16 protein-coding genes are annotated in these 16,808 nt (G+C 62.8%); 1 reads left to right on the top strand and 15 read right to left on the bottom strand.

The window, feature by feature from the left end; translation table 11 throughout:
• Nucleotides 1–15 precede the first annotated feature (15 nt).
• From V3328_RS22390 to V3328_RS22320, 15 genes are all read right to left on the bottom strand, one after another.
• Entirely contained in the window at nt 16–1,077 is a 1,062-nt protein-coding gene (locus V3328_RS22390; protein WP_340331954.1) for a branched-chain amino acid ABC transporter permease, read from the bottom strand.
• Nucleotides 1,077–1,973 (bottom strand): branched-chain amino acid ABC transporter permease, encoded by an 897-nt coding sequence (locus tag V3328_RS22385; protein ID WP_340331953.1) that lies wholly within the window; start codon nt 1,971–1,973, stop codon nt 1,077–1,079. The genes V3328_RS22390 and V3328_RS22385 overlap by 1 nt, the downstream gene beginning before the upstream one ends.
• Nucleotides 1,970–2,743, bottom strand: a complete 774-nt coding sequence (locus V3328_RS22380; RefSeq protein ID WP_340331952.1) for an ABC transporter ATP-binding protein — start codon at nt 2,741–2,743, stop codon at nt 1,970–1,972. Before V3328_RS22380 ends, V3328_RS22385 begins: the two co-directional genes overlap by 4 nt.
• Nucleotides 2,740–3,480 carry an ABC transporter ATP-binding protein gene (locus V3328_RS22375; RefSeq protein ID WP_340331951.1) on the bottom strand — a complete coding sequence of 247 codons (741 nt, stop codon included), beginning with the start codon at nt 3,478–3,480 and terminating at the stop codon, nt 2,740–2,742. The genes V3328_RS22380 and V3328_RS22375 overlap by 4 nt, the downstream gene beginning before the upstream one ends.
• Nucleotides 3,481–3,484: 4 nt before the next feature.
• The gene (locus tag V3328_RS22370; protein WP_340331950.1) at nt 3,485–3,694 is read right to left on the bottom strand and encodes a hypothetical protein; all 210 of its coding nucleotides are present in this window, start codon (nt 3,692–3,694) and stop codon (nt 3,485–3,487) included.
• 366 nt (nt 3,695–4,060) lie between these two features.
• Nucleotides 4,061–5,593 carry a tripartite tricarboxylate transporter permease gene (locus tag V3328_RS22365; protein WP_340331949.1) on the bottom strand — a complete coding sequence of 511 codons (1,533 nt, stop codon included), beginning with the start codon at nt 5,591–5,593 and terminating at the stop codon, nt 4,061–4,063.
• Between the two features lie 4 nt (nt 5,594–5,597).
• Nucleotides 5,598–6,041, bottom strand: coding sequence for a tripartite tricarboxylate transporter TctB family protein (locus V3328_RS22360; protein WP_340331948.1), 444 nt, complete (start codon nt 6,039–6,041; stop codon nt 5,598–5,600).
• Between the two features lie 75 nt (nt 6,042–6,116).
• Nucleotides 6,117–7,598, bottom strand: a complete 1,482-nt coding sequence (locus V3328_RS22355; protein ID WP_340331947.1) for an aldehyde dehydrogenase — start codon at nt 7,596–7,598, stop codon at nt 6,117–6,119.
• A gap of 148 nt (nt 7,599–7,746) precedes the next feature.
• Complete coding sequence (locus V3328_RS22350; RefSeq protein WP_340331946.1) at nt 7,747–8,139, bottom strand: carboxymuconolactone decarboxylase family protein; 393 nt, start codon at nt 8,137–8,139, stop codon at nt 7,747–7,749.
• Nucleotides 8,140–8,184: 45 nt separating this feature from the next.
• Nucleotides 8,185–9,081, bottom strand: coding sequence for an NAD(P)-dependent oxidoreductase (locus tag V3328_RS22345; protein WP_340331945.1), 897 nt, complete (start codon nt 9,079–9,081; stop codon nt 8,185–8,187).
• Nucleotides 9,082–9,314: 233 nt separating this feature from the next.
• Nucleotides 9,315–10,229: a Bug family tripartite tricarboxylate transporter substrate binding protein gene (locus tag V3328_RS22340; protein ID WP_340331944.1), complete on the bottom strand. Its 915-nt coding sequence runs from the start codon at nt 10,227–10,229 to the stop codon at nt 9,315–9,317.
• A 464-nt stretch (nt 10,230–10,693) separates the two neighbouring features.
• Nucleotides 10,694–11,497: an SDR family NAD(P)-dependent oxidoreductase gene (locus V3328_RS22335; RefSeq protein WP_340331943.1), complete on the bottom strand. Its 804-nt coding sequence runs from the start codon at nt 11,495–11,497 to the stop codon at nt 10,694–10,696.
• Between the two features lie 24 nt (nt 11,498–11,521).
• Complete coding sequence (locus V3328_RS22330) at nt 11,522–12,313, bottom strand: SDR family NAD(P)-dependent oxidoreductase (RefSeq protein WP_340331942.1); 792 nt, start codon at nt 12,311–12,313, stop codon at nt 11,522–11,524.
• Nucleotides 12,297–13,295: an alpha/beta hydrolase gene (locus V3328_RS22325; protein ID WP_340331941.1), complete on the bottom strand. Its 999-nt coding sequence runs from the start codon at nt 13,293–13,295 to the stop codon at nt 12,297–12,299. The genes V3328_RS22330 and V3328_RS22325 overlap by 17 nt, the downstream gene beginning before the upstream one ends.
• Nucleotides 13,296–13,523: 228 nt before the next feature.
• Nucleotides 13,524–14,360, bottom strand: coding sequence for an IclR family transcriptional regulator (locus V3328_RS22320; protein WP_340331940.1), 837 nt, complete (start codon nt 14,358–14,360; stop codon nt 13,524–13,526).
• Between the two features lie 583 nt (nt 14,361–14,943).
• Here V3328_RS22320 and V3328_RS22315 point away from each other — a divergent pair.
• Nucleotides 14,944–16,692 carry an FAD-dependent oxidoreductase gene (locus V3328_RS22315; RefSeq protein WP_340331939.1) on the top strand — a complete coding sequence of 583 codons (1,749 nt, stop codon included), beginning with the start codon at nt 14,944–14,946 and terminating at the stop codon, nt 16,690–16,692.
• Nucleotides 16,693–16,808 lie beyond the last annotated feature (116 nt).

Raw genomic sequence — 16,808 nt, 5'->3', positions numbered from 1 at the left:
TCCCTGGGGTTGATTTCATTTGTGGCGTCTCGGCGCCGACAGCCGACCCGCCGCAGCCGAAACGGCACGTGCGAGCCCTCCCGGGGCCACGACGAGGAAAAAGACGATGAGGACGCCGAACAGGATCTGGTTGAGCGCGAAGACCGTGATCAGCCCGCCATCGCTCTGGTTGACGGCCACGAACGGCAGACTGCCCGCGACCTCGCGCATCAGGTGCGGCAGAAAGGTGATGACGACGGCTCCAATCACGCCGCCCGCCACGGAGCCGATCCCGCCGACGATGATCATGGCGATGTACTGGATGCCCAGCAGCAGGTTCCATTCGACCGGCGAAACGTACTGGACGTAGGCTCCGTACAGCGCGCCGGCGACTGCGGCGACCGCCGAAGAGATCGCAAACGCGGCTATCTTCATGTGGGAAACGTCGATGCCGACGAATTCCGCCGTCAGTTCCCGGTCGCGTATTGCCATCAGGGCACGGCCGGGCCGGGAATTTATGATGTTGAAGACCAGCCAGGCCGAGATCCCGACAATCCCCCATACCAGCCAGAAGTAACACTGGTCGCGCGTGGCCCCGAACAGGTCGGCAAAATCGATCGGCCCGATGGCCACCGGAACCGAGATTCCGCGGCCTGCCGCGCCGCCTGTAACGGCACTCCAGTTGGAGAAGATGTGAAGGCCGATGAATACAAGGGCGAAGGTGACCATCACGAGATAGTTGCCGCGCAAGCGCAAGGCGAATGGCCCCACAAGTGCGCCGAGCCCGAAGCCGACCAGGCCGGCGCCCGGCAGCCAGATCCAGAATGGAAGTCCCCAATCCTGTCCGAACACGCCCGCGGCATAGGCGCCGGCGCCGAGGAAGAAGGGATGGCCCAGCGACACCTGGCCGGTGTTGCCGGTCAGCAGGTTCAGGCCGATGGCGCCGATTGCCGCGATGCCTGCGTAGACCGACACCTGAAGCCAGAAGGAATTGCCGAGCACGAACGGCAGCGCAACGTAGCAGACAGCCAGCAAGACCGGCATCGAGAGGGACGGCATCCGACGTGCCGTCACGGCGGCGGTTTCCGCGGAACTCATCATACTCTCCCGCTCTGGCGCTGTCCGAAGAGGCCCTGCGGCCGGAACATGAGGAAGCCCACCAGCAGGAAGTACGGCATCACCAGATGGAGGTTCTTGCCCAGCCACGGAGCCAGCGTGGGCGCCCAGGCGGCGGTGAGCACCTCGGCAATGCCGATCAGGATGCCGCCGACCACGGCGCCGAGCGGGCTGGACAGTCCGCCGAGAATCACCGCGGGAATGGCTCTCAGCGCAACATGCGACAGTTCCGGGGAAACGAGGCGCGACCCGCCCCCAAGCATGACGCCGGCCAGACAGGCAAGCATGCCGGCCACGAACCAGGCCGTGGCGTGCACGAGACGCGGCTCGATGCCCTGCGCGATAGCGGCCTCGGGATCCGAGGCTGTGGCCCGCATCGCCAGGCCCATTCGGGTCCTGAAGAAGAACACCGCAAGGACCGCGACCGAACCTGCAGCGAACGCCAGGGTCCAAAGGTCGATCGTGAACACCTGCACGCTGGCGATGCTGACCATGGCCAGGCCGAACGGGTCGTTCATGTTCAGAAAATCGTAGCCGAACAACGTGATCGGCACCTGCTCCAGGACGATCAGCACCGCCCAGGTTGCCATGATCACCGTGAACGCAGGATGCGTGAGCAGCTTGTCGAAGATGGTGCGCTGCAGTCCGGCGGCGACGAGGCCGGTCGCCAGCATCGCCATCGGCAGGGCAATCCAGAACGTCGTCCCCAACCCGTTTATGAAGTACTGGGCCAGATATGCACCCAGCATGAGAAGGCCGCCCTGGGCAAAGTTCAGGATGCCGGTCGCCTTGTAGACCATCACGAATCCCAAGGCGATGAGCGCGTAGACCGAACCGAGCGACAGACCTGCGAAGATCAGCTTGGTGAAATCGATCATGCCGGCACCTCCGTTCCCAGATAGGCGGCTATGACCTTCGGGTCCTTCTGGACATCCTCGGGCCGACCAAGCGCGATGGGACATCCGTACTCGAGCACAAGCACCCGATCGGCGAGGCTCATCAAAAATCCCATGTCGTGTTCGACCAGCAGGATGGTCGTCTTGAACCGGCGCCGGATGATCCGGATGATCTCGGCCATCCGGGCGGTTTCCTCACGGTTCAGTCCGGCGACCGGTTCATCGAGCAGCAACAGGTCCGGCTCCATGGCCAGGGCCCGGCCCAACTCGATCAGCTTGCGTATCCCGTAGAGCAACATCGCCGACGGCGTGCCGAGGTAGGGATCCAGGCCGAGCAGGTCGACGATCTCCGCCACCTTACCCCGATTGTTCGCCTCCTCCCTGCGAACGGCCGGAAACTGAAGAGCCGCGCCGAGAAAACCGCATTGCATTGCGCTGTGCCGGCCAAGAAGCACATTCTCGGCCGCGTCGAGCTTGTCGAACAGTCCGAGGTTCTGGAAGGTCCGCGCTATTCCCATGCCGGCGAGGTCACGGCGTCTTACGCCGAGCAGCGAACCGCCCTTGAAATCGATCGTCCCCCTGTCCGGCCGGTAGGCCGCCGTCAGGCAGTTGAACAGCGTCGTCTTGCCGGCTCCGTTCGGTCCGATGACCGCGAACAGGGACGCCTCCTCGACGTCGAAACTCACCTGATCGAGCGCTCTCACGCCGCCGAAGCTGATTCCGACGTCGCGAACCTGCAGCAGGGCGCTCATGCGGCCGCTCCCACGCCCTGGCCCAGATAGGCTTCACGGACCTTGGGGTCGTCCTTGAGATCCCGGCTGGCGCCGGTAATGGCCACCCGGCCGGTCTCGAGGATGCACGCCGACGATGACAGCGCCAGCGCGAGAGTTGCGTTCTGCTCTACGAGAAGCACGGACGCTCCCCGCTCGTTTATCTGGTTCAATGCCCCTGCGATCTGCTGAATCACCATCGGGGCGAGACCGAGCGACGGTTCGTCAAGCAGTAAGAGGCGGGGGTCGCTCATCAGCGCACGGCCGACGGCGACCATCTGCTGCTGGCCGCCGGAGAGCAGGCCTGCCATGTCCTGACGCCGGCCGACGAGGTCGGGAAACAGCGCATAGACCTCGTCGAGACCGGATCCCAGGCCGGTGCGCGGGCGGGTAAACCCGCCGCACAGGAGATTCTCCTCCACACTCAGGTCCGGGAACACCCGCCGACCTTCCATGACCTGGGCGATACCGGCCCGGACCCGCGTTGCAGTCCGCCCGGTCAGGGGCCGTCCGTCATATTCGATCGACCCGCCGACCTCGCCCCCGCCATGGTGGGACAGCAGCCCCGAGATGGCGCGGAGCGCGGTCGTCTTGCCGGCACCATTCGGACCGAGAAGGGCGACGATGGCGTTTTCGGGAACTTCGAAGGAGACGCCATCGAGAGCCAGGGAGGCTCCTCGATACCGCACCGACAGATTGTTGAGCGACAGCAGAGCCACGGCCCTATCCGATCGTGAACGGGTCGCGCGTGGCGCCGGAGAGTTCGATCCAGACGGTTTTGGTTTCGAGAGGCTCCTCGATCGCCTCGCGGCCGTTCTCGCAGCCGAGTCCCGACGGGCCGAATCCGCCCAACGCCGGTGCCGCCGCGTGGCGCCAGGCACCGCCACCGAACATTTGCCCCCGCTCAGGGACCGCACCGAAATCGGCCTGCATCGTTCCTCCCGATGAATTCTACTGAGTAGAATCTACTTTTGTTAAATGAAAATATTTATGCTGCCGAATGTCAACCCCACAAATCGGAAATCGACATGAACCTGGCGGCGCCCGGGCCATCTGGCGGGTCGGCGGTTCGCACGGCCCGTCAAGGCCAGGAGGTCATCGATGTCAGCAGAAGAGAGGGACGGCAGCCGCCGGGGCCCTGCAGCAGCAATGCCGCGATTGGTGCTCCGGCACCCGGAAGAGTGCCTCGCATCGGCCAATCAGCGGCCGCAGCATAGCGGCAGGAGAAGGGTCGCCACGCGTTCCCGCGCGGCACTCATGGCGCGCCGCGTCGCCCGATGGTTCAGATCCCTTCGAGGATCAGTCCGGACTGCCGGAGACCTCGACGGTCCTTGCCCGGTGCGCCCGGTGGGATCGGTACGACATCCAGGCGCTCCACGCCAGGAGCGCAACGGTTATCAGCACGAACGCCATGCTGATCGGCCGCTCGACGAAGGTCGTGAGGTCACCCCGGGAGATCAAGAGAGCCCGCCGGAAATTTTCCTCCATCATCGGCCCGAGCACGAACCCGAGCAGCAATGGCGCAGGCGGAAAATCCAGGATCCGCATGCCGTAGCCGAGTATGCCGAACACAACCACCGTCATCACGTCGAACGTGCTGTTGTTGACGGTGAAGACGCCGACGCAGATAAACATCAGGATCGACGGATAGAGGATGGGGAACGGGATCTGAAGCACGCGGACCCAGACGCCGATCAGCGGAATGTTCAGCAGGAGCAGCATGAGATTGCCGATCCAGAAACTCATGATCACGCCCCAGAACAGATCCGGATGCTCCAGCATCAGCGTCGGACCGGGCGCCATTCCGTGAATGATCAGGACGCCCAGCATCAGCGCCATCGTCGCGCTGCCGGGGATGCCGAGCGTGAGGGTCGGAATGAATGCGGTCTGGTCGGCCGCGTTGTTCGCCGATTCCGGACCCATGATGCCTTCGATCGCGCCATTGCCGAAGCGGGACGGATCCCTGGCAATCTTCTTTTCCGCTGCGTAGGACATGAAGGAGGCGATGGAACCGCCGGTCCCGGGAAGGGCGCCGAAGAACGAACCGATCATCGTCCCGCGCAACAGCGGAAACACACTGCGGCGAACGTCGTCGCGTGTTGGAAGCATCGACCTCAGGTTGATGCTCTTGTCGACCTCGGTGATGCCGGCCCGCCTGATGCTCGCGATGACCTCGGCGACGCCGAAGAGGCCCATGGCCAGAGCAACGAGATTGATCCCCTCGATCAGCTCGAAAGCCCCGTATGTGAACCGCGACGTGCCCGAATAGATGTCGATCCCGACCAGCCCGAACAGGATGCCCAGCACCACCATCGCCACGCTCTTGACTGGCGACCCCGATGAAATGACGGAGGCGGCGATCAATCCCACCAGCATGAGCGAGAAATACTCCGCCGGGCCGAACTTCAGTGCGACTTCGCTGATCACCGGCGCAAACAGCATCGTGATGACGACGCCGAGCGAGCCGCCGACGAAGGATGCCACCGTCGTCATGAGAAGGGCGACGGCCGCGCGTCCCTGCTGGGCCATCGGGTAGCCGTCCAGACATGTCACGGCGGTGGCCGGCGTGCCGGGGAGATTGAGCAGGATCGAGGCGGTGGAGCCGCCATATGTCGATCCGTAGTAGATGCCTCCGAGCATGATCAAAGCGGAGGTCGGATCGAGCATGAAGGTAATCGGAAACAGCATCGAAATCGCGGCAAGGGCCCCGATGCCGGGGATCACGCCAACGAACGTTCCGAGCAGCACCCCGGCGAAACACCAGAATATGTTGACCGCCGAAACGGCAGTCGAGAAACCGAGCGAGATGTTGTCGAGAAGCGAGTCGTACACGGGGTCACCAGGGCCAGTTCAGGATTGGGATTTGTACACCCAGCGCCACAACGAAGATGAGCGTGGCACCAAGGCACAGCCCCGCGGCGACGCACAACCTACCGAGCAGCGTCATTGAATCGTCGGATAGATAGGCAACGAATGTCAGCCCGAAGATCGCCGGGATCAGTCCAAACGGGCGCAACAGGATCGCGAAGGTCGCCACAGAGGCGCTGACCGCGAGAAACGCGCGCAGATCGCCCGACGGCCAGGCGCCGGCCCGCAGGAACGCCGGGACCATGATCCCGAGTCCCAGGAAAACTAGGATTATCCCCATCGAGGCTGGAGCGAATCCGGGACCCATGTTGGACAGCGAGCCGATCCGAAGCAGCACAAACGAATAGATTGCCGCGTACAGGCCTATCAGTATTAATGACAGGCCACCCAGTATATCCCGATAGTCACGCATGAATGTCTCCCCCCATTACATTGCGTCCGCCCAGCGGGCCACGATGGCAAGGCCTTATCGTTCGGTGACCGGCATCTAGCGGATAACGAAGGGATTCGCAGGCGCATCCCTGGCCGTCGAGATCCAGACACTCTTCTTTTCAAGGTACTCGGAGACTGCGTCGATGCCACTCTCGCGACCAATGCCGGAATGCTTCATTCCGCCGAACGGCATCATGTAGCTGACGGCTCGGTAGGTGTTCACCCAGACGGTACCGGCCCGGAGCAGCTTCGGCAGACGCAGGATCCTGCGGAAATCCTGGGTCCACACGCCTGCCGCCAAGCCGTAGATCGTATCGTTGGCGATCTGTACGGCCTCGTCCTCGGTGTCGAAGCCGATTACCGACAGGACCGGGCCGAAGACCTCCTCGCGCGCTATCCTCATGTCGTTGGTCACGTCGACGAAGATCGTCGGCTCGACAAACTGACCACCAACGGCGTGCTCTCCCGACGCCGCCTTTCCGCCGAACACGCAACGCGCGCCCTCGGATCTGGCGATGTCGATATAGTCGAGAACCTTTCTGTACTGTGCCGGCGTCGTCACCGGGCCGATGTTCGTCTCCAGATTCATCGGATCGCCCAAGGTCGCCGAGCCTGCGATCTCGACCAGCCGCGACACCACCTCGTCCCTGATCGAGTTCTGGAGGAGCAGACGCGAGCCCGCGATGCACGTCTGTCCGGTCGCCGCGAAAATTCCCGAGATGGCGCCCGCCACAGCCGCGTCGATATCCGCGTCCTCGAAGATAATGTTGGGCGACTTTCCCCCGAGCTCGAGCGACACCCGTTTCAGATGCCTGGCCGCCAGTTCATTTATCCTGGCCCCTGTCGCATCGGATCCCGTGAACGTGATCTTGTCGATGCCCGGATGGGAAACGATCGCGCTTCCGGCTTCCTGACCGAACCCGGTCACGACGTTGAACATGCCGTCAGGGAGCCCGGCTTCCCTGGTGAGCCGTGCAAATTCCAGCGTGCTCGCCGAGGCGAATTCGGACGGCTTCACGATGACCGCACACCCAGCCGCGATCGCCGCCGCACATTTCCAGGCAACGAAAAGAAGCGGAGAGTTCCACGCGGTCAAGGCACCCACCACCCCCACCGGCTCTTGGGTGGTGAAGGCGAACATGTCGGGCTTGTCGATCGGGACGAGCTTTCCCTCGAGCTTGTCCACGAGGCCGGCGTAATACCACCACCATTCGGAGTGATACCGGACCTGGGCAAGCATTTCGGCCTTCAGCTTGCCGTTGTCCCGAACCTCGATTTCAGCGAGCCGTTCGGCGTTCTCGGCCACCAGGTCACCGAGCTTCCGCATCACCTTTCCGCGCGCCGTCGCGGACATGGTGGTCCAGGGGCCCCTCCACATGGCATCGCCCGCGGCCATCACGGCCCGGTCGACGTCACCCGCGGTCCCCCTGGGAATGCGCGCCCAGGCCTCGCCGCGATAGGGGTCGACGGTTTCGAACCATTCCCCGTTCACCGGGTCGACGCATTCTCCGCCAATGAAAAGCTGATAGTCTTTCATATGTATATCTCGTCGGATCCGGCCTTGGTGGTCATGACACGCCGGATCTCAGAACAATTCGCTCAATGTACACGTCGCAGAACGACGTGTTGTCAGCAGATTGGTTTGCGACATTTCGGTCACGGCGCGATTGTCACATGGTCCGGCGTCAGGATCCGTTCTCGTCGCGATACGCCTTGACCGACCGTTCCGCCACCCTCATGGCCTCGGCGGCGATCGGCACCCCCGCGTACACCCCGGCCTGAAGAACGACCTCGATGATCTCCTCTTCGGTTGCGCCGTTGTTCAATGCGCCCTTCGTGTGGACGGCAAATTCCTCCCATCGCGCCATCGCCGCGAGCATCGCCAGGTTCAGAAGGCTCCGCGTCTTGCGATCGAGGCCGGGACGGGTCCACACATTGGCCCAGCAATGCTCAACGGTAAATTCGCGAAAGGCCTGCTGGAATGCGGACGGGGTCGCCCCGGGTTCGTTGACATGCTTCGTGCCGAGCACCTCGGCCCTGATCTTCGCGCCGAGTTCCAGTTTTTCGTTATGGTCCATGATTCCATTCCCACCGTTGCAAGAGTTTGTGCCGATCGTGCGCTTCTAGGATCTGATCACCATCCGCGCGATTTCAGTATGGTCGGCGTCCGGCCCGAAGGAAGCCGCGGCCTTTTCCCAGGTTCCCACCAGGCTATCGGCCAGCGGCAGATGCAGATTCAGTTCCCTCGACAGCCTGGAGGCCGTGGCCAGATCCTTGCTCATCAGCCCCATGCTGAAGCCGGACTTGAATGCTTCCGAAAGCACGTGCTGGCTGATCTTGTTCTCCGTGCTGTTGTTGCGGCCCGTCGAGGCATTGAGCACCTGCACGGCGAGTTCGCCGTCGATGCCGAATTCCCGGGCCGTCCTGACAGCCTCGCAGGCCGCAAGCAGCCCCGCCGCAGAGACATAGTTGTTGAGTGCCTTGATCGCGTGGCCCGCCCCTGACGGTCCTACGTGCAGGACGGTCGATGCCATGGCCTGCAGGATCGGCTCGACACCTTTCGCGACCTCGACATCGCCGCCGACCATCGCGGTAAGCTGGCCGTTCACAGCCTTCGCCACGCCGCCGGACACGGGCGCGTCGATCAGATGCGCACCCCGCTCCCGCAGCATCGCGGACAGGTTTCTCGTACCGAGCGGGTCCGAGGAACTCATGTCGATGACGACGCATCCCCGGTTGGCCGACTCGATTGCAGCGCCGGCATCGCCGGAGGCAAGCAGAACGTCCTGAACTATATTGCCGTTGGGCAGCATCAGCACGATCACGTCGCTGCCCCGGAACGCTTCCGAAGGCGAAGCCGCAGCGCCAGCGCCGTGGGCGTCGCGGAAGCGCTCGCTGACCTCGCGGCGTTCGTCGAAAACCGTCAGGTCGAAACCACGCCGAACGAGATTGCGGGCCATCGGAAAGCCCATGTTGCCCAACCCGACGAAGGCAATCTTGCGGCCATCTGATTCAGACATGTTTCCTACCCGGGAGATGCAAGGGACTGGCAAAACGAACGAACCGGATCGTCAGGCCGGCAGCGTGGCGATGAGATATCAACGGGGTTCGAAGCGGCACAGGCGGTGTTTTCCCCGGAGACGGCATCCACGCCGCCATGTGCCGGACTATTGTTCGAGACGCCGGAAGCGGGCATCGGAAGGTCTCCAAGCGGACTCGGAGACCTTCCTTCCTGTCTGGACCGTCGCGCCGGTCAGTTCTGCTTCAGCCCGGTCTTTTCCGCCGTGCTGCGGGAGACGTCCAATTTATTGGAAAGGACCTTCTTGAAGTGCTCGGGTGAGCTTTCCGTCGGAAGGAAGCCCCGCGCTTCGAACTTGGCCGCGATTTCCGGGTCCTTCAGCACCTCCTGAACCGCAGTGCTGATCTTGTTCTTCAATTCTTCGGACATGCCCTTCGGTCCGGCCAGCCCGTAGAAGAACGTCGTTTCCAGCCCGGGAATGGTATCGGACATGGTGGGGACGTCCGGCAGGCCCGGCCACGGCTCCGGCGATCCCACTGCGATCGGTTGCAGCGTGCCGGCCTCGATGTAGGGAAGCGCAGCGCCGAGCGGCAGGAGCAGGATATCGACGTGTCCTGCGACCACGTCGTTGAGGGCCGGACCCGTTCCCGGGTATCCGATGATCGCCGTTTCCACACCGGCTGCATCGTTAATCCTCAAAGTATCGAGGTGCATGCCCCCGCCCGATACGACTGCAAAATTCAGCTTGCCGGGATTTTCCTTGGAATAGGCAATGAATTCGTCGAAGTTCTTAACGGGTGCCTTCGGGTTGGCGACGAGCATCGTTGCGCCTGCCGCCAGCTGTGTGATCTGCTCGAAATCGTCGACCAGATCGTAGTCCAGGTCGTCACGGACCGCAGAGTTACCGACGTCGGAATCGGTCCACACGCCTAGCGTGTAGCCGTCGGGCTTCGCCTGCTGCAGCGTCCTTATGCCGATCGTGCCGGTACCTCCCGGACGGTTCTCGACAATGACGGTCTCGTCCCACTTGCGGGCGAGCCCATCCGCGAGGGTGCGGGCCACCAGGTCGGTTCCGCCACCGGGGGCATAACCGACCAGCAGCGTCACGGTGCCGTCAGGGTATTCATCGGCCAGCGCCGTGGCAGGCACCAGGAGCGCCGCCCCCAAGCCGATTGCGAGATTCAGAATTCTCCTCATGGGATTTTCACCTGTTCTTGAACGTCTCCTCCAGACCGTGTCCACGATCCGTGGCGTCATACTAGAAGCCGCGACTTTTTTTTCAAGGAAAACTTTTGTTTTCTATACAGAACATATCGCAGCTACTAAAGATTTTTTCCGCACATGATGGCGCCGGAAGAGCGAAAGGATCGGGGTGGCTGCACTTGCTCGCCGAGGCGAGATGAATTCGCGGGCACCTCAGCGGCAGTCGCGGGGTCGGCGGCGGTCGCGGGCCGGCGGCTGTCGCGGGTCGGCGGCCTTGCGGGCAGCGCAGCGTGGCGGTGGTCGCCCCGGGGTCTGCTCAAGCCCGGTCGGCGACGCGGCCGGCACCGATCGCGCTTGTCCGGATGACGCCGGCCGGACGCCGCGCGGAGGTCCGCCCCCGACGCGGCACCCTATTGCGGCGAGCCCGCAAGCTTGCCGCCATCAATCGGCAGCGCGACACCCGTGATGAATGTCGCCTGGCCGAGCGCGAGCCAGACGACGGACTCGGCGATTTCCTCCGCCGGCGCCACCCTCTTCATGGGCGTGCGCTGTTCGACCGTGCTGAAATCGCCATCGTTGAGCCTGTCGCTCATTGGCGTTCGAAAGGACCCGGGACACACCGCATTGATGCGGATGTTCCTGTCTGCGTATTCGAGCGCGGCGGACTTCGTGAGCCCAACGATCCCGTGCTTCGCCGCCGTATAGGCCGACATGGATGCCGTGCCGCGCAGCGAAGCCGTGGACCCCACGTTCACGATCGATCCCGATCGATTGGGCAGCATGGCGTTGAGTTCGTGCTTCATGCACAGGAAGACGCCGGTCAGATTGACGTCGACAACCCGCCTCCAGTCGTCTTCCGGATAGTCTGCGACGAACTTCTTCTGCCCTTCGATGCCTGCATTATTGACGGCGCAGTCGATGCGCCCGAAACGCTCCAGGACATGGTCGAAGAATCCAGCGACACTTGCACCGTCGGCCACGTCGAGGGGCCAGTACGCGCCGGTCCCGCCCGCATCCTCCATGCTGGCGACGACCTCGGACCCGGCGTCCTCCTGCAGGTCGCCGATGGCAACCGCCATGCCCTGTCCTGCCAGCGTCAATGCAATCGCACGGCCGAGTCCGGATGCGCCCCCCGTGACCACGCAGATCTTCTGCTGGCGGCCCAGACTTCCGGAACGCAAGTCGCTGTGCCTTCCCCCGGTCGATGATGCCACGATCCGTTTCCTACGTGACGCCGATCAGGACGTCGGCAGAGGCACGCCAGCCATCAGGCCGCCATCCACCGCGATCGTCGTACCAGTTATGAACGATGCGTCTTCCGAACAAAGAAACGCGACCGCCCGCACGATGTCCTTGACGTCGCAATAGCGGCCCAGCGGCGGGACGGAGGACGGGCGATATCCGCCTTCTGCCGGAGTGGCCGCAAACCTTTCGGTCAGCGGCGTCTGCAGCGTACTTGGGGATACGCAGTTCACGCGGACGCCTCGGGAGGCCAGCTCCAGGGCGAAGGTCTGGACGAGAAACTGAAGCGCGACCTTGGATGCCGCGTAGGCTCCGTTGCCCGCCTTCGGACGCTGACCTGCGGCTGACGATACGGCGACAATCGAGCCCCCGCGCTCGGGGAAATACGGCATAGCCGCTCGCACGCCGTTCCAGAATCCCTTGGTGTTGACGTCGAACGTGAGATCGAAATCAGTTTCCGAAACATCGAGAAGGAGCCCCGGCAACAAGACGCCAGCGGTAAAGAGGAACACGTCCATGCCGCCATTGCCGGAAACGCCCCGGGCCATCGCATCATCGATGCTCTGCCGATCCCGGACGTCGGCAGCAAATCCCGCTACCGTGCCAAGCGCGGCAAGCTCTGCCTGCGCCTTTTCCAGCGAGCCGGCATTGGCATCAACGATCGTCACCGCGGCGCCGCCCGACACGAAGAACCGGGCCGCCTCCAGGCCGATTCCCGACGCACCTCCGATTATGCAGACGCTTTTCGCGCTCACCGTGGACCCCGCCGTGTCAGGAACCGATGCCATTGCGACCGACTTCCGAAGCTTTCGCCACCTGGCGATGATGGGCGTGCGGCTCCTGGTCCGAAAAGCGCTCCCCCAGCCACTGCGAGATCTGTCGCAGAGCCTGGGCAGCCAGACGGACCTCCGAGCCCATTCTGACGAACCCGTGGATTGCTCCATCGTATCGCGTGAGGGTGGTTGGCACGCCCGCCTCCATCAGCCGTCGTGCATATTCCTCCCCCTCGTCCCGCAGGGGGTCGAACTCCGCGGTGATCACCAGCGTATCCGGGAGGCCTGCAAGTTCTGACGAGCGAACGGGCGCGATGGCCGGATCGTTCACGTCGGGGGCCTCGCCGGCGTAGTCTCGCCAGAAGCGCAGCATGTCGTCGCTCGACAAGCCGTAGCCCGCCCCGTTCTCGACATAGGAGGTTCGCGAAAGCCGGGGCACATCGGTGATCGGATAGATCAGGACCTGGCCGCTTATGCGGCCCTCACGGCGCTGACGGGAGCGGGCCACGAGCACCGTTGCGAGATTGCCGCCGGCGCTGTCGCCGCCGACGACGATCTTCGGGTCATCGAGTCCCAGAAACCCGCCGTGGGACACGACCCAGGACAGCACGGCGGCGCAGTCGTGGAGGGCGGAGGGAAACGGGTGTTCCGGGGCCAGACGATAATCGGTTGCGATGACTACACAATTGGCGGCGAGACAGATGTCGCGACAGATGTGATCGTGCGTGTCGAGACTTCCTCCGACAAAACCTCCTCCGTGAAAGAAGAGGAAGCAGCCGTCAGGTCTGCCGAACGGCCAATAGATGCGGATCGGAACATCGGTTTGCTCCGAGGTGACATGGAGATCTTCGACCTTGCCTACCTTCGTCTGGTTGGCAGACGTCCGCGAATTCAGCCCGCTGCGGAGTTCCCCGATGGGCAGCATGTGTCGCGGAAGCGGCGATCTCTCCGCCAAGATGCGGGCGATTTGCGGATCCAGGGGCATCTGACCAGTCACTTCGTCCAGTTCGTCGCACTCTGGGAAGGGCCTGCCCGGCAGGCCGAGGGAGCCTAGTGTCGCAAGCGCATGATCGCAATAGCGACTTTTTATTTTCTATGGATGACAAACTCGAGGTCGCCTACGGTCTTCCGCCGCGCCGTCGCAAGCCGACGCGCAGGAGGCCGGAGCGATGAAAGCGACCGCCGGCACGAGCTGACTGTGCCGGCTGAGGCAATGGCATCGGCTTCAGGGCAGCCGGAGACGTCCCGATTCCGCCGACATCCGATGCGAAAAGGCGAGCATCTCCCGCGCTACGAGTGAGATGCGCTCGTCGTCCATGGCATAGCTGAAATCGGCTGCAGTCAGAACCAGGGTGAGCGCGCCGCTCTGCGAGAAGATCGGCACGGCCACCTGGGTCAATCCGCTTCGCCGGTTGCCCTGGTCCAGCGAAAAGCCCTGCTTTCTCGTCTGCTCCAGACGCTCGAGATATTCATCCAGCGGCGGGCGACGGAACCACTCGGTATACTCGTACTGTTCCTTGACCAGCTCGATCGAAGCGCCGGAAAACGCCGCCATCACCAGTCCGGATGCTCCCGAGAACCGCCTCGAACGGCGGCCGACGCTGAAATAGCTGTCGATGCGAAGGGTGCCGCCGACAAAATCGAGCAAGATCAGGTCCTTGTCTTCTGTGACCTTGCCGATCGCCACCGTCACCCCGACGCGTTCGGCCAGCGAGAACATTTCGGGCCTGACCACATCGAGCAGACCGCTCGCCAGCAGGACCCCATGGGCCAATTCCAGAATCAGTATGCCGACGCTGTAGGTTCGATCTCGTTCGTTATAGGTGACATATCCCTCGCGTTGCAGCGTCCTGAGGATATTGAACGCCGTGCCGCGGTGCAGACCCGCTTCGCGAGCGACGTCACTCGCCTTCAGAGGACGTTCAGCACGATGAAGGACCCGGATGACCGCCGCTGCGGCGATGACCGCTCCGACCGGTTTCCCGACCGTGCGTTCACCAGTCCGCCCTTTTCCAGCCTTGCTTTCCGACGGATCGGTCTGACCTGAGTTGGATTCGTCCATGTCGAGCTCATTACACGAATATGCGGTGGTCTGCATGCCTGGGTCGGCGCGCCTGAAGCGGATCGAACCAGACCCTTGCATACTGGATCACTGCAGGAGGCACCCGACGGCGCTTCTGTTTAACCAGTTGCGATTGGTCGTCAAATAGCCGGACGCGACCTTGCCTGCGGGCGATCCGCGCACATTCGCGCATCGCGGCGGCTTCGTTCCACCCATGGGCCACCCGCTTTCCATCCTCAGACAGCGAGGCGCTTTGGGCCAGGGGCAGAGCTTGCGGCCGTCAACCGAACGCCCCCCGATACACCAAGTTTTGTTCTTTATAGAAGACAATTGTTTTCTACTTGATCGCCCTGCCCCGACATGATAACAGCATCGTCCATAGGCTTTCCGCCGCATTTTCGACCTGTCAACCATTCACCAAATCGCCGTGCGCGCTTTGAAAATATAACTGCCCTCCGGTGGCGGCAAGATCGCAAATAGATACATGCGAAACGTGAAAATATACTTACTCCATATTATCTTCACTTGAAAGTTAATGTTGCGAACGTCGGAAAAATGACCGTGCTCTCTGGGACCGAAGTAAATGAACAAACCTGTCCGCTTTGAATCCGCGTGCGTATCCAAATGGCTGGACCGCTTCGAGGAAGCGCTCCAGGCCACTAACCGAGAGAAACTGGAAGCGCTCTTTCTCGAGGATTCGCACTGGCGGGACATGCTCGCGCTGACCTGGACGATGGTCTCGCATGACGGGCGGGACGCGATCGTCGAGGGCCTGTTGCGGACGCAGCCTCAAGTGCATCCGCGTCAATTCCAGATCGCAACGGGCAGGATGCAGCCCAGGGCGGCCGTCAGGCTTGGAATGAACGTCATCGAGGCGGTGTTCAGCTTCGAGACCGATTCGGGCCGATGCCACGGGGTCCTGCGCCTTCCTTCCGACGATCCCACCTGGGCCTGGGTGATTTCCACCTCGCTGACGGAACTGAAGGGGCACGAGGAGCCGATCAACGAAAGGCGGCCGCACGGCGCCGACTATTCCCGCAATTTCGGATCGGCGAACTGGGCGGACCTGCGTTCGAAGAAGCAGGCGTTTTCCGACAGGGAGCCTGCCGTTCTCGTCATCGGGGGGAGCCAGTTCGGGCTGACGTTGGCGGCTAGACTGGGCCTGCTCGATGTCGACACCCTGGTCGTGGAGCGCACCGCCCGCATCGGCGATGTCTGGCGCAACCGCTATCATTCCCTGGCGCTGCACAACCAGGTGGGAAAGAACCACCTGCCCTATATCCCGTTCCCGCCAAACTGGCCCAGGTACATCTCCAAGGACATGCTGGCGGGATTCATCGAGTTCTACGGCTGGGCGATGGACTGCAACGTGTGGACCAGCACCGAATTTCTCGAGGGCAGTTTCGACGAGCAGCGAGGTACGTGGAACGCGCGGATCCGCCAGGCCGACGGCACCGAGCGTATCCTACGTCCGCGTCACCTGGTATTCGCCAATGGCGTATCGGGAGAGAAGAAGACCCCATCGGTTCCCGGGCTGAACGACTTCAAGGGCGAGGTGGTCCATACCGCCGACTATCATTCCGGCGAACAGTATCGAGACAAGCGGGCGATCGTCATCGGCACGGGGACCAGTGGCCACGACTGCGCGCAGGATCTCTACGGCCACGGCGCCAAGGTGAAGCTGGTTCAGCGCGGCTCCACCACGATCATCGGACTGGACGCCGCGGCGACCGGTGATGCAGCTTATCTCAATGGCGAGTTGTCGATGGATGACGCCGATCTGTTCTCGGTAACGGCGACCTTCGCCCTTCAGAAGGAGGCGTTCCGGGAAAACACCGAGCGCTGCGCCAACATCGATCGGGAACTCCTCGATAGCCTGAAGGAGCGGGGCTTCAAGATCGATTTCGGGCCCTACGGCGCCGGCCACCAGATGAAGCTCCGCGCCCGCCATGGCGGCTACTACATCAATTGCGGCTGCTCCGACTTGATCGTGTCCGGTGACATCGGTCTGCTGCAGTGGGACGACGCCGAGCGGTTCGTCGAGGACGGGCTGCTGATGCGGGACGGACGAGTGGAGAAGGCCGATCTGGTCGTGACGGCCACCGGCTACCACACCCAGCAAGAGTTGGTGGCCCGACTGCTGGGTCGGGAAATTGCCGACCGCGTCGGCCCGATCTGGGGTCTCGACGACGAGGGCGAACTGCGCAACATGTTCAAACCGACACCGCAGCGCGGGCTGTGGTTTCTCGGCGGCGGGCTGTCGCAAAACCGGATCTACTCGAAATACGTGGCGCTACAGATCAAGGCACAGGAACTCGGGTTGATGGACTAGGACGTAGACTCATAAGATTTGATCCACATTCGGATTGAGGCGAGTTTGACGATGGCGAGGTAGTTCTCGTCATGTTTCTCATAGCGCGTGGCGATGGCACGGTAGTGCTTCAGTCG

Origin of the sequence: Microbaculum marinum (assembly GCF_037855135.1) — a bacterium.
Classification (GTDB): Bacteria; Pseudomonadota; Alphaproteobacteria; order Rhizobiales; family Tepidamorphaceae; genus Microbaculum; species Microbaculum marinum.
The sequence above is the reverse complement of the archived record's forward strand: the minus strand, read 5'-3'. Positions and strand labels throughout refer to the sequence as shown.

Bases quoted from the DNA above. Each gene is read 5' to 3' on its own strand.
- V3328_RS22390 (WP_340331954.1), bottom strand. From the start codon at position 1,077: ATGAGTTCCGCGGAAACCGCCGCCGTGACGGCACGTCGGATGCCGTCC.
- V3328_RS22385 (WP_340331953.1), bottom strand. From the start codon at position 1,973: ATGATCGATTTCACCAAGCTGATCTTCGCAGGTCTGTCGCTCGGTTCG.
- V3328_RS22380 (WP_340331952.1), bottom strand. From the start codon at position 2,743: ATGAGCGCCCTGCTGCAGGTTCGCGACGTCGGAATCAGCTTCGGCGGC.
- V3328_RS22370 (WP_340331950.1), bottom strand. From the start codon at position 3,694: ATGCAGGCCGATTTCGGTGCGGTCCCTGAGCGGGGGCAAATGTTCGGT.
- V3328_RS22360 (WP_340331948.1), bottom strand. From the start codon at position 6,041: ATGCGTGACTATCGGGATATACTGGGTGGCCTGTCATTAATACTGATA.
- V3328_RS22355 (WP_340331947.1), bottom strand. From the start codon at position 7,598: ATGAAAGACTATCAGCTTTTCATTGGCGGAGAATGCGTCGACCCGGTG.
- V3328_RS22350 (WP_340331946.1), bottom strand. From the start codon at position 8,139: ATGGACCATAACGAAAAACTGGAACTCGGCGCGAAGATCAGGGCCGAG.
- V3328_RS22345 (WP_340331945.1), bottom strand. From the start codon at position 9,081: ATGTCTGAATCAGATGGCCGCAAGATTGCCTTCGTCGGGTTGGGCAAC.
- V3328_RS22330 (WP_340331942.1), bottom strand. From the start codon at position 12,313: ATGGCATCGGTTCCTGACACGGCGGGGTCCACGGTGAGCGCGAAAAGC.
- V3328_RS22320 (WP_340331940.1), bottom strand. From the start codon at position 14,360: ATGGACGAATCCAACTCAGGTCAGACCGATCCGTCGGAAAGCAAGGCT.
- V3328_RS22315 (WP_340331939.1), top strand. From the start codon at position 14,944: ATGAACAAACCTGTCCGCTTTGAATCCGCGTGCGTATCCAAATGGCTG.